This is a genomic window from Tatumella citrea (assembly GCF_002163585.1).
GTDB lineage: Bacteria > Pseudomonadota > Gammaproteobacteria > Enterobacterales > Enterobacteriaceae > Tatumella > Tatumella citrea.
In genome coordinates this window covers 3,602,306-3,613,737 of the sequence record NZ_CP015579.1, presented here as the reverse complement: position 1 = coordinate 3,613,737, position 11,432 = coordinate 3,602,306, and the positions used below count along the sequence as shown (strand labels likewise).

Annotated in this window: 11 protein-coding genes and 1 other RNA gene; 6 read left to right on the top strand and 6 right to left on the bottom strand. The window is 52.9% G+C overall.

Features of this window, described 5'->3' with window-relative positions; translation table 11 throughout:
* Positions 1 to 72: 72 nt before the first annotated feature.
* The 3 genes from A7K98_RS17135 to A7K98_RS17125 form a co-directional block, all read right to left on the bottom strand.
* On the bottom strand, positions 73 to 1,260 hold the full coding sequence (locus A7K98_RS17135; protein WP_087489648.1) for an acyl-CoA dehydrogenase family protein: 1,188 nt from the start codon (positions 1,258 to 1,260) through the stop codon (positions 73 to 75).
* A 20-nt stretch (positions 1,261 to 1,280) separates the two neighbouring features.
* Positions 1,281 to 2,372 (bottom strand): LLM class flavin-dependent oxidoreductase, encoded by a 1,092-nt coding sequence (locus tag A7K98_RS17130; RefSeq protein WP_087489647.1) that lies wholly within the window; start codon positions 2,370 to 2,372, stop codon positions 1,281 to 1,283.
* A 172-nt stretch (positions 2,373 to 2,544) separates the two neighbouring features.
* Positions 2,545 to 3,507 carry an ABC transporter substrate-binding protein gene (locus A7K98_RS17125; protein WP_232461556.1) on the bottom strand — a complete coding sequence of 321 codons (963 nt, stop codon included), beginning with the start codon at positions 3,505 to 3,507 and terminating at the stop codon, positions 2,545 to 2,547.
* Positions 3,508 to 3,618: 111 nt separating this feature from the next.
* Between A7K98_RS17125 and A7K98_RS17120 the strand changes: the two genes are divergently transcribed.
* On the top strand, positions 3,619 to 4,503 hold the full coding sequence (locus tag A7K98_RS17120) for a LysR family transcriptional regulator (protein WP_087489646.1): 885 nt from the start codon (positions 3,619 to 3,621) through the stop codon (positions 4,501 to 4,503).
* Between the two features lie 120 nt (positions 4,504 to 4,623).
* On the opposite strand, the gene rnpB is transcribed toward A7K98_RS17120, so the two are convergent.
* Together rnpB and rsmI are read right to left on the bottom strand one after the other, a co-directional pair.
* Positions 4,624 to 4,998: RNase P RNA component class A (rnpB, locus tag A7K98_RS17115), an RNA gene on the bottom strand.
* Between the two features lie 33 nt (positions 4,999 to 5,031).
* Positions 5,032 to 5,907: a 16S rRNA (cytidine(1402)-2'-O)-methyltransferase gene (gene rsmI / locus A7K98_RS17110; RefSeq protein ID WP_087489645.1), complete on the bottom strand. Its 876-nt coding sequence runs from the start codon at positions 5,905 to 5,907 to the stop codon at positions 5,032 to 5,034.
* A 62-nt stretch (positions 5,908 to 5,969) separates the two neighbouring features.
* Between rsmI and A7K98_RS17105 the strand changes: the two genes are divergently transcribed.
* The 4 genes from A7K98_RS17105 to dolP are packed head-to-tail and all read left to right on the top strand — an operon-like array spanning position 5,970 to position 9,654.
* On the top strand, positions 5,970 to 8,111 hold the full coding sequence (locus A7K98_RS17105; protein WP_087489644.1) for a penicillin-binding protein activator: 2,142 nt from the start codon (positions 5,970 to 5,972) through the stop codon (positions 8,109 to 8,111).
* The gene (locus A7K98_RS17100) at positions 8,069 to 8,464 is read left to right on the top strand and encodes a YraN family protein (protein ID WP_087489643.1); all 396 of its coding nucleotides are present in this window, start codon (positions 8,069 to 8,071) and stop codon (positions 8,462 to 8,464) included. The genes A7K98_RS17105 and A7K98_RS17100 overlap by 43 nt, the downstream gene beginning before the upstream one ends.
* Positions 8,465 to 8,479: 15 nt before the next feature.
* Positions 8,480 to 9,067: a DnaA initiator-associating protein DiaA gene (gene diaA, locus A7K98_RS17095; RefSeq protein WP_087489642.1), complete on the top strand. Its 588-nt coding sequence runs from the start codon at positions 8,480 to 8,482 to the stop codon at positions 9,065 to 9,067.
* 14 nt (positions 9,068 to 9,081) lie between these two features.
* Positions 9,082 to 9,654: a division/outer membrane stress-associated lipid-binding lipoprotein gene (gene dolP, locus A7K98_RS17090; RefSeq protein WP_087489641.1), complete on the top strand. Its 573-nt coding sequence runs from the start codon at positions 9,082 to 9,084 to the stop codon at positions 9,652 to 9,654.
* Between the two features lie 20 nt (positions 9,655 to 9,674).
* Here the strand turns inward: dolP and A7K98_RS17085 are convergent, their stop codons facing one another.
* The gene (locus A7K98_RS17085; RefSeq protein ID WP_087489640.1) at positions 9,675 to 10,391 is read right to left on the bottom strand and encodes a pirin family protein; all 717 of its coding nucleotides are present in this window, start codon (positions 10,389 to 10,391) and stop codon (positions 9,675 to 9,677) included.
* A 106-nt stretch (positions 10,392 to 10,497) separates the two neighbouring features.
* Here A7K98_RS17085 and A7K98_RS17080 point away from each other — a divergent pair, with 106 nt between their 5' ends.
* On the top strand, positions 10,498 to 11,412 hold the full coding sequence (locus tag A7K98_RS17080; protein ID WP_087489639.1) for a LysR family transcriptional regulator: 915 nt from the start codon (positions 10,498 to 10,500) through the stop codon (positions 11,410 to 11,412).
* Positions 11,413 to 11,432 lie beyond the last annotated feature (20 nt).

Here is an 11,432-nt window from a genome sequence, read left to right as displayed (position 1 = left end):
CAGTTCCCGGTCGCGGGAAGAAAGCCATTACCGGGCAGCATTACCCGGATCAGATTCGTGGCATGAAGGTGATTATTCCGTTGCCGGTGATATCGTTGTGTTTGTGGTCATCAGTCGCTGGCGCCCTGCGAGAATCCAGGCACTATCCCGTTGCGGTGTGTGAACTCTGCCGCAGAGAACATTGCGGTAATGACGCTCCAGAGGATTATCACGGGTCAGCCCGTGGTTACCGGATAACTGCAGAGCCAGATCGACTACCGTAATGGCATTGTCAGTAATGGTCGCTTTGGCCAGCCCGGCATCGGACTGGCTGAAGGCTTCACGGGCAGCTAAATCCAGCAGGCTGCGGTTGGTCAGTAACAGAGCTTCAATCTGTCCGACCTGCTCATGGACACGTGGCAGTGAAGCCAGAGGTTTGCCCAGTCCGGAAGGTATTCGTTGTTGCAACCAGCCGGTAAGCCAGGTGATAGCTGAACGGGCTATCGAATCATAAATGGCTGCCAGCAAAGCGGTATTTGCGTTGGCAAACCGGGTTAAAGCCTCATTATCTGGCGTAACTGCTCCGGTATACGGAGTCACATCTGCGGCATAATTCAACGGAACTGTTACATCTTTCAGGATCACCTCATGGCTGCCGGTACCGCGCATACCAAGATGATCCCAGCTGTGAATAATGCTGATGCCCGGCGCTGATTTAGGCACCAGCCAGCTTCCGACCAGTGGTGTCTGGTCGTCGCTCCGGGCCCAGACCGCCAGCCAGTGCAGTCCCTCAATGCCGGTGGTATAAAGTTTGTGGCCATTCAGCACCCAGCCGGTTGCGGTACGTTTGGCTATCGTCTGCGGTAACCCGCCACGGGCAGGCGAGCCAAGTTCCGGTTCTACCCGCAGGCTGTTAATTAATCCACCTTCACTGACCGCCGATTCCGAAACCCGACGGATAAGCTCTGCCGGCCAGCGATTAGGCTGGCGCAGACGGAGATGATGAAGATAGTGCATACAGGTAATCAACGCGGTAGAAGGCTCTCCTCCGGCAATCGCGGCTATCACCTGTTGCAGTGTGGCTAACGACGCACCATTACCTCCGTATTGCTGAGCCGTTGCCAGAGACAACAGTTTATTTTGCCGCAGCCATGTCAGATTCTGATGCGGGAAAGCGCCATTCTGGTCAATCTGCTCTGCACTTTCTGCCATCTTTCGGCCGATGTCAGCAAACTGCGGGCCGGCAGGCCAGGGGGACGAACGGTTTTCTGCCTGGATCATTGAAGCTTCCTCTACAGGTATCAGGCGCGTTTGCGTTCAGCCTGCTCACGGGCAGCGACTTTTTCCCGGGTCAGAGGCAGCAGAGCTTTGCCGTAGTCCACCGCATCATTGAGCGGATCAAAACCACGAATCAGGAAATTCCGCACGCCGAGATCGTAGTAATCCAGTAGTGCATCAGCCACTTGTTCCGGAGTACCGACCAGAGAGGTAGAGTTTTGGCCGCCGCCAACCAGACGGGCAATTCCTGTCCACAGACGTTTATCCACCACATCACCGAGGGCGGCGGTTTCGCGCAGCCTTCTGGCTCCGACACTTTGCGGCTTATTGTCTGGTTTCAGCGGTCCTGAGGTCTGTTGACGATGGGTAGCAGTAGCAAGAATCTGCTTAGCTTTTTCCCAGGCGGCTTCTTCGGTATCTGCAATAATTGGCCGGAAAGAGACACTAAACTCAACTTCGCGACCATGACGCGCGGCTTCTGCCCTCACACGCTCAATGGTTTCTTTGGTCTGGGCCAGAGATTCTCCCCACAGCGCATAAACATCGGCATGCTTACCGGCGACGCGGATGGCTGCGTCTGATGAACCACCAAAGAATACCGGGATTGGCTGATCTGCTGCCGGACGAATAGCAGATACTGCCTGCTCTGCCTGGTAGAACGAATTACTGAAATCGAAAGGTTTGTCACTGGTCCAGACATTACGTACTACATCAAGAAACGCCTCACTTCTGGCGTAGCGTTGATCATGGTTGAGAAAATCGCCATCTTTACGCTGCTCGGCATCACTGCCACCACTGATGATATGCACCGCCAGGCGGTTATCCAGCAGCTGATGCAGAGTTGCAAATTTCCGGGCTGCGAGGGTAGGAGAAACAAAACCTGGGCGATGGGCGAGTAAAAACTTAATTTTTTCGGTAGAAAGTCCGGCCAGCGCGGTGACCAGAAAGCCGTCAGGCTGGTCAGAGGCATGGGCAACCAGCAGTCGGTCAAAGCCGGCATCTTCATGGGCGCGGGCGATACGGGTGATGTAATCTTTATCAAAAATAGGGCCAGAGGCTGCAATAGTTTCTGAACTCAGGCGGTGGCTGATCATGCCGATAAACTGAATGCTCATAGTCGTTTCCTGTATACCTAACTGGTTACCGGGGACCTCCGGAGGCCGGAGGAGATTTTTTATACTCTAGGCTGAATATTAATATGATCAAAATTCATTTTTAACATTAGTAATTATGCATATCAGATATAACAAGCCCGTGCTGGCGGCGACTGAGATGATTTAGCGCCAGTTACAGAAATCCTTTGATGGCATGATCGGTGACGTTGATTTTGTCCGGCAGGATGCCGTAGTGATAAAAACGGTCTGCAGTTGCCTGCAAACTGGCAAGATCGGCAGAGGTCACACTGCGTGAGTCTGTAGCGGCCCGGGAAGTGATCAGCACGGCGGTGGCTGGTGGCAGATGACTTAGTTTTGCGTAACTGTCAGCATATTGTTGTGGATGGCTAAGAGCCCACAACCTGGCCTGACGAACCCTGCCGGCAAAATCTTTTATAGCCTGCTGTTTGGCCGGATCAGCTAACGATTGGCTGGTGGCCGTCAGAAATGAAAATGAGGAAGTGAGTTTGCTGGCGTCGGTAATTAGCCGTCCGCCATTTTGCTGAGCTACGGCCAGGTAGGGATCAAATACAGCCCACGCTTTGATTTGGCCACTGTTGAAGGCCGCGCTGGCATCGACGGGTAGCACAAAGCGGATTCGTGCATCCTGACGTGACAGACCTGCTTTTTCCAGTGCCAGATAGAGCAGGTTTTGTGAAATACTGCCGGCGGCTGAAGAAACCACCACCTGCTGTCCGCGCAGATCACTGACAGTTTTAACCGGACTATTGGCCGGCACTACGATCCCGTTACCTTTGCCGCTGCTCACTTCGGTAAGAATAATTTTAAGATTAACCCCTCCGGCCAGTGCCTGTAATACCGGCAGATCGCCTGCATAAGAAGTATCGACGGCATCGGCCCGCTGGGCTTCAAACAGTGGGGCGGCGCCCTGAAAATTGGCCCAGCGGATTTGGTACGGAATCCCCTGTAATACTCCTGAGGCTTCAAGCAGGCTGCGTAAAATACGAGCCTGATCGCCAATGACCAGTGTGGTTTGCGCTGCACTGGCACTGATAACCGAGCCCAGCATCAACCACAGACCCAATATCCCGGCAATCATGCGTGTGGACTGACGAACTGCTAAGGAAAAACGCATAAATAATTCCTGACTGAAATGAAATGTGATATTACGTTAGCAAAGGGATTTTTATTCCTAAAATGCAATTTTAAGCTAAGCTAATATGCAATAAGTTCATAAGAGAAAAGCATGCGAATAGACGACATTGATGCACTGCTGGCAGTGGTGCAGTTTTCTTCACTGAGCCAGGCAGCCGAACATCTGGGGATCACTCAGTCGGCGATTACCCGCCGCTTACAAAGCCTGGAGCAGTCACTGGGTACACAGCTGCTGGACAGACAGACCAAGCCTTTGCGTCTGACTACCGTCGGGCAGCGGGTTTATCAGCAATGTCTGACCCTGAAAAGAGAAGCCAGACGGTTGTATGCACTAGCGGATGAAGAAGGCCAGGCCCGCGGGCCACTGCGGCTGGGCTTACCTCAGAGCCTGAGTGAAGTCAGCCTGACCCGGACGCTGGAGAAATTACGCGAGCAATTTGAACATGCCGGCGTGACTATCAGTTGCGGGTGGGGAGGGCAGTTGCTGAAAAGGCTGGAAAATCTTGATCTGGACGCGATGCTGGCAATCGGTCCTGCTAATCTGGCGATACCGGAAAATATCCAGGCAGCCAACCTTAAACCCCTGGCCGTTGCCGTCATTGCCCGTAAAGGGATGTATCCGGACGATATTCCTTTGTGTGAAGCTGCCCGGCAGGGATGGGTTCTGAACCCGGAAGGGTGCGGCCTGCGGGCCGGGGTTATCCGTTATCTTGAACAGCAGGGCAGCCGGTTAAAGGTCAATGTGGAAAGTGCCGGGGCACATTTGCAGATGGAGCTGGTAGCTAACGGTGTTGGTATTGGTATCGTGCCACTGGCGGTGCTGGAAAGCAGCCCGCTACGGGATAAATTGCAGATTATTGCCGGTCGGGAATATCAGCCGGAAAACTTTCTGTGGCTGCTATCTCCGCCAGAACAGGGAAATCTAATGCCTGCCATCCAGGCATTTGCCCGCCAGGTGGCTGATCAACTGCCGTAAGCTGGTCAGGGGCGTTTTGTGGGGTGAACAGCGTCGTGGACCGTCCGCGACAGGGCAGCGGTGAGCATGTTTCATAATGCAGAAAGCAAAAAACCCGCCGAAGCGGGTTTTTCACATAAAAGTTGAAGCTGACCGGTAAGCCGGGTTCTGTCGTGGACAGTCATTCGTCTAGGCCAGCAATCGCTCACTGGCTCAAGCAGCCTACCCGGGTTCAGTACGGGCCGTACCATGTGAACCCCTATTTGGCCTTGCTCCGGGTGGAGTTTACCGTGCCACGGACTGTTGCCAGCCGCGCGGTGCGCTCTTACCGCACCCTTTCACCCTTACCTGATCCCGTAAACGGGCCATCGGCGGTTTGCTCTCTGTTGCACTGGTCGTAGGCTTGCGCCTCCCAGGCGTTACCTGGCACCCTGCCCTGTGGAGCCCGGACTTTCCTCCCCTCCGCCCGTCTCCCCGAAGGGACGACGACGAAGCGGCGACTGTCTGGTCAGCTTCGGCGGCGGATGATAGGGTATTCGCTGACATTTGTCACGCGTCTTGCGCATCTTCCTGTTGATCTAATGCGTAACGGTAAAGTGCATTTTTCTTTACGCCATGAATCTCTGCCGCCAAAGCAGCCGCTTTTTTCAGCGGTAATTCACGCTGCAACAGGCTCAGGGTGCGCAGTGCTTCCGGAGGTAAAGCCTCTTCCTCTGCACGGTAGCCTTCCACAATCAGCACCATTTCGCCTTTACGCCGGTTCTCATCTTCTTTCACCCAACTGAGCAATTCGGCCACCGGTGCACCATGAATACTCTCCCAGGTTTTGGTGATTTCTCGCGCCAGCACGACATACCGGTCGGCACCCAGTTCCTGCACCATATCCTGCAGGCTATCCAGCAGACGATGGGTAGATTCATAGAAGATCAGGGTTCGGGGCTCAGTCACCAGGGCACGCAAGGTATCGCAGCGCCCCTTGGTTTTCGCGGGCAGAAATCCTTCGTAACAGAATCGATCTGACGGTAATCCCGAGGCACTTAATGCTGTTATCGCCGCACAGGCTCCGGGCAAAGGTACAATACGCACTCCAGCCTGGCGGCATTTGGTCACCAGATGATAGCCGGGGTCATTAATCAGCGGAGTACCGGCATCAGAAACCAGCGCTATACTTTCTCCTGCCTGTAACCGGGTTATCAGCAGGTCGGCCTTTTGCTGTTCATTGTGGTCGTGTAGTGCGAACAGGCGCGCATTGATTGCGAAATGTTGTAGTAACATGCCGGTGTGGCGTGTATCTTCTGCGGCAATCAAGTCTGCGTTTGACAGGACATCCAGTGCACGTTGTGTGATATCGCCCAGGTTACCTATCGGGGTGGGGACGATATACAAGGTGCCCGCAGAAATCTCTGTCTGATCGTTTTGTTTCATTGTTTCATCCGAATTGCCGAATTATTATTAGGCGTTCTGAAAAAAACATAACCGGAAACCGTATGCTTCTTTCAAATGTGAATCGTCGTAAAGCAGGGCGTTTTGTTCCTGTCGTTCTCGCCGGACTTATTCTGGCTGCCTGCTCCACTCAGGGGCCACAGACACCTGCGGTTAATGTGCAGGCTCCGGCCACCGGCACCTCTGCTTATTACCTGCAGCAAATGCAGCAAAGCAGTGATGATAGCAAGACCGACTGGCAATTACTCGCAATCCGCGCGTTAATGGCTGAAGGAAAGTATCCGGATGCCGGAAAACAGTTGCATACACTGCCGCAGAAAGTCACCGCGACTCAGCAGCAGGAGCTGAATTTACTGAAAGCGCAGTATGCGGTTGCTACCAATAATTCCGCCGCAGCTCTGCCATTGCTGAAATCGACTGATGTTTCCGGTTTATCTGCCGATCAGAAGACTCGCTATTACGCAACAACTATAGCTGCGACCAGCAATCAGCCAACCCTCGAAACGGTACGTGCTTATATAGCCTTACAGCCGTTGTTGCAGGGTGATGCAGCACAAAAAAATCTGGATGCTACCTGGCAAACGCTGCGCAAATTCTCTCAGCAACAGACCAATAACTTCGTGTTCAATGCGAATGAAAATGTGCTGCAGGGATGGTTGGATCTGCTGGGCGTCTACTACCGTAGCAATGGCGATCAAAATACACTAAAAGCCGGTGTTAAAGACTGGCAAACCCGTTATCCGGACAACCCGGCTTCTAAACAGCTGCCTGCAGGGCTGCTGCAAAGCATGAATATGACCCCGGCCTCGACCAATACCATTGCCTTGCTGCTGCCATTAACCGGGCCAGCGGCAGTATTTTCTCAGGCGATTGAGAAAGGGTTTGAAGATGCGCGTAACGGAGTGATTAATCAGGTGGCTGCAGCACCGGCACAACCCGGCACTGCAACCCCTGCGGCAGGTACTGCGGCACCTGCCGGAGCGCAAGGGGCAGTAACACCGCCAGCGACAACAACAGTCACCGGTAGTGCTAATGCACCGATCAGTGCGACTTCGCCGACTGACCCGAATACCGTAGTCAGCCCGGCGGCCGCATCTGTGCCTGGCACTACTCCGGCCATAACAGCTGCGAGTGCAACACCGGCAACGGCTGCTGCACCAGCTCCGGCTCAACCGGAGACCGCACCAGCCAGCAGTAACGCGCAGATCAAAGTGTACGACACCAATGCTCAGCCGGTCGCACAGCTGATTCAGCAGGCACAGAATGATGGTGCAACGCTGGTGGTCGGGCCTTTACTGAAAGAAGATGTCGCGACTGTGGCCGGTTTATCTACTCCGCTGAATATTCTGGCACTTAATGAGCCTGGCAGCCTGCAGAACCACCCGAATATGTGTTATTTCGCATTGTCACCGGAAAATGAAGCCCGCGATGCAGCCCGCCATATCTGGCAGCAAAATAAGCGGATGCCATTGTTGCTGGTTCCGTCGAATAATTACGGTACCCGCGTGGCTAACGCATTTACTCTGGAGTGGCAAAAGCTGGGCGGTTCGGTGGTTGAAGAACAGACCTTTGGTTCAGTCGCAGATCTGAAACAACGAATTAACGGTAACTCTGGTATTCCGATGTCCGGAACTCCTGTGGTGGTTCAGGCGCCTGCAGCAGCAGCACCTGCTGCAGTTTCGGTCGCAGGTCTGACCTTTAATGCGCCAGAACAACCAGCACCTGTCACTGATACACCAGCCTCCGGCAAGATAGATTCGGTGTATATCGTTGCAAGCCAGAACGAACTGTCGCTGATTAAACCGATGATCACTATGAGTACCGGTTCCCGCAGTAATATTGCACTGTATGCGAGCTCACGCAGTTCCCAGGCAGGTGCCGGACCAGATTTCCGTCTGGAAATGGATGGATTGCAGTTTAGTGATATTCCGTTACTGTCCGGCGCTAATCCGGCGCTAATGCAGCAGACAGTGAAAAACTTTAATAACGATTACTCACTGGCACGTCTGTATGCCATGGGTATCGATGCCTGGACACTGGCTAACCATTTCAGCCAGATCCGTCAGCAACCCGGTTATCAGATTAATGGTGATACCGGTATTCTGAATGCCAGCCAGAATTGCGTGATAAACAGGACGTTATCATGGAATCAGTATTCTCAGGGACAAATCGTGCCGGTGCATTAAGCCGGATTTTCAGCGGAAAGTTGCAGGAGCGGCGTGCGCGCCGTTTTCTGCAACGCGCCGGGCTGAAATGGGTAGCGAGTAATGTCAGTTATCGCTCCGGCGAAATTGACCTTATTATGCGCGATGCGCTGCAATGGGTGTTTGTCGAAGTCCGTTATCGACGAACGGATGAATATGGCGGCGCGCTGGCCAGCATTACCTGGCAAAAACGACAGCGGGTACTTAAGGCCGCCGCAATCTGGCTGGCCGCCAGGCAGCAGAGTTTCGCTACCACAGACTGTCGTTTTGACATCATTGCTGTGACCGGAAACCGGTGGCAATGGTTAAAAAACGCTTTTAATACCGAAATGTAATCACCAGGTGGTCTTGTGCAGGAAAGAATTAAAGCTTGTTTTACCGAAAGTATCCAGACGCAGATAGCAGCGGCGGAAGCCTTACCGGATGCTATATCCCGGGCTGCAATGACTCTGGTTCAGTCGTTACTTAACGGGCATAAAATCCTGAGTTGCGGCAACGGAGCCTCAGCGGCGAATGCGCAGCATTTTACTGCCACCATGATAAATTACTTCGAAAATGAACGTCCCAGCCTGCCCGCAGTCTCATTAAGTGCAGATAATATTATGCTGACGGCTATCGGCAATGACAGACAGCATGATGAAATTTATGCCAAACAAGTCAGAGCGTTGGGCCAGGCAGGCGATGTATTACTGGCTATCTCCACCCATGGCAACAGCCGTGATATTGTCAGGGCGGTCGAAGCAGCGGTAACCCGCGATATGACTATTGTCGCTCTGACCGGATTTGACGGCGGAGAACTGGCCGGTTTACTGGGGCCTCATGATGTTGAAATTCGAATTCCTTCGCATCGAAATGCAAGGATTCAGGAAATGCATATGCTGACGGTGAATTGTCTGTGTGAACTGATTGATAACACTCTATTTCCCCAGCAGGAATAACTGAAGGAGCATTAATGAAACAATTTTCGGTGTTAGCGATTCTGATCTCTGCCCTGATGCTACAGGGTTGTGCCGCCGTAGTGATCGGCAGTGCAGCAGTAGCAACAAAATCGGCAACAGATCCGCGTACCGTTGGGACTCAGGTCGATGATGGTACGTTAGAACTGCGGGTAGCCAATGCACTGGCGACCGACAAGCAGATTAAAGCTGAAACTCACATTAATGCCACAGCGTATCAGGGCAAAGTACTGCTGACCGGTGAAGCTCCGTCGCAGGAAGTTGCTGACCGTGCCAAACAGATCACTGCAGGTGTGGATGGCGCAACTGATGTGTATAACGAGATTCGCATCGGGCCAAATGCTACCCTGGGAACTTCTTCCAGTGATACCTGGATTACTACCAAGGTTCGTTCACAGCTACTGGCCAGTGACAAAGTTAAATCTTCCAACGTGAAGGTGACCACCGAACAGGGCGAAGTATTTCTGCTGGGGCTGGTAACCGCTCAGGAAGGGCAGGCAGCCGCAGAGATTGCCAGCCGGGTCAGCGGGGTAAAACACGTGACGACTGCCTTTACAATGCTGAAATAACCCTTGCTTCAGGCAGCCACTCAGGCTGCCTGAAGATCATCTTTACAGTCAATAATCAGTAGTTTCCCGTCTGTAGCTGCCGTGATCTGAATTTCTGATTCATCTCTTATCAATGCTCCGTCGCCACAGGTGAGTGCCAACGCATCCTGTTCACCTGTCAGAGAAACTTCTCCGTGCACTGACTGAAAATAGCTCCGGCTGCCTTGCAGACGAAACGGCAGTGTCTGCCCTTCACGGCAGTTAATCTGATAAACCCAGACTTGCTGGCGCAGTTGAAGACTGCCATTTTCACCTTCCGGAGAAGCAATCAGAATACATTGTTCATCACAAGGCAGAGCACGGTGTTGAACGGGCGGTGCGCTTTGCTGCGGACAGGCATTTAGCCATAGCTGCAGACGAATTAACGGACGGATTTTGCAGGGGTTAGATTCCTGATAGATACTTTTATCATTGGCTGATAACAACAGTGCTTCTCCCTCTGCGGCGCGTGAAATTTGCCCGTCATTACTGCGGTATTCCGCTTCACCCTGCAGAATAATATTCAGGACATCGACTTTCGGGAAACTGCGTGGCTGAAAAGTACTCCCTGCTGCCAGAACTTCCTGATTCAGTACCTGCAGATATCCAAAACCCATCAGCGCAGGATCGAAATAGTGACCAAAGGAAAAACTGTAGCGGGCTTTCAGCCAGCCATAATCGGCTGTGCCGCATTTTTCTGCTGACCGGAGAGTTAGCATTTTTCCTCCTGTGGGTAATATGCTGCTTTTATCTTAAAGGGCTGGACGGCGTAATGTTAGCCAGTTAATCTGCCTGCTATATTCAAATTTACTGAAAGAGAATCCGATGGTAAGAGAACGTGCACTGACACTTGAAGCTCTGCGGGTCATGGATGCGATAGACAGGCGGGGTAGTTTTGCTGCGGCAGCAGATGAACTTGGCCGTGTTCCTTCTGCCTTGAGTTACACCATGCAAAAGCTTGAAGAAGAACTGGACGTTGTGCTGTTTGATCGCTCTGGCCATCGAACTAAATTCACTAACGTCGGACGTTTGTTACTGGAGCGTGGCAGGGTGCTGCTGGAAGCGGCAGATAAGCTCACCACGGATGCCGAAGCGCTGGCTCGCGGTTGGGAAACCCATCTGACCATTGTTACTGAAGCATTAGTGCCCTGTGAGCATCTGTTCCCGCTGGTGGACCGTCTGGCAGAGAAAGCTAATACTCAGGTTTCTATTCTGACTGAAGTGTTGGCAGGTTCCTGGGAGCGGCTGGATCAGGGGAAGGCCGATATAGTGATTGCCCCGGCCCTGCATTTCCGGACCTCCAGTGAAATAAATACCCGCAAACTGTACAATATGGTCGGCGTATATGTTGCCAGCCCTGATCACCCGATTCACCAGGAACCGGAACCTCTCTCGGAAGTGACGAGGGTAAAATACCGGGGAATTGCGGTGGCCGATACCGCACGGGAACGCCCGGTAATCACCGTACAGCTACTCGATAAGCAGCAGCGCCTTACTGTGAGTTCATTAGAGGCTAAGCGTAAAGCTTTACTGGCGGGGTTAGGCGTTGCCACCATGCCATGGCCCTGGGTAGAAAAGGATGTGGCGGAAGGACGGCTGAAAGTGGTCAGCCCCGAGTATCGCAATGACATCAATATCATCATGGCGTGGCGGCGTGACAGCATGGGCGAAGCAAAAGCCTGGGCATTACGTGAGATCCCGCGGCTGTTAGCCAAATATCAGACATCCTCAGTATGGTAACAGGGGGCGGGAAATTCCCC

Bases quoted from the DNA above. Each gene is read 5' to 3' on its own strand.
- A7K98_RS17135 (WP_087489648.1), bottom strand. From the start codon at position 1,260: ATGATCCAGGCAGAAAACCGTTCGTCCCCCTGGCCTGCCGGCCCGCAG.
- A7K98_RS17130 (WP_087489647.1), bottom strand. From the start codon at position 2,372: ATGAGCATTCAGTTTATCGGCATGATCAGCCACCGCCTGAGTTCAGAA.
- A7K98_RS17125 (WP_232461556.1), bottom strand. From the start codon at position 3,507: ATGCGTTTTTCCTTAGCAGTTCGTCAGTCCACACGCATGATTGCCGGG.
- A7K98_RS17120 (WP_087489646.1), top strand. From the start codon at position 3,619: ATGCGAATAGACGACATTGATGCACTGCTGGCAGTGGTGCAGTTTTCT.
- rsmI (WP_087489645.1), bottom strand. From the start codon at position 5,907: ATGAAACAAAACGATCAGACAGAGATTTCTGCGGGCACCTTGTATATC.
- A7K98_RS17105 (WP_087489644.1), top strand. From the start codon at position 5,970: ATGCTTCTTTCAAATGTGAATCGTCGTAAAGCAGGGCGTTTTGTTCCT.
- A7K98_RS17100 (WP_087489643.1), top strand. From the start codon at position 8,069: ATGGAATCAGTATTCTCAGGGACAAATCGTGCCGGTGCATTAAGCCGG.
- dolP (WP_087489641.1), top strand. From the start codon at position 9,082: ATGAAACAATTTTCGGTGTTAGCGATTCTGATCTCTGCCCTGATGCTA.
- A7K98_RS17085 (WP_087489640.1), bottom strand. From the start codon at position 10,391: ATGCTAACTCTCCGGTCAGCAGAAAAATGCGGCACAGCCGATTATGGC.
- A7K98_RS17080 (WP_087489639.1), top strand. From the start codon at position 10,498: ATGGTAAGAGAACGTGCACTGACACTTGAAGCTCTGCGGGTCATGGAT.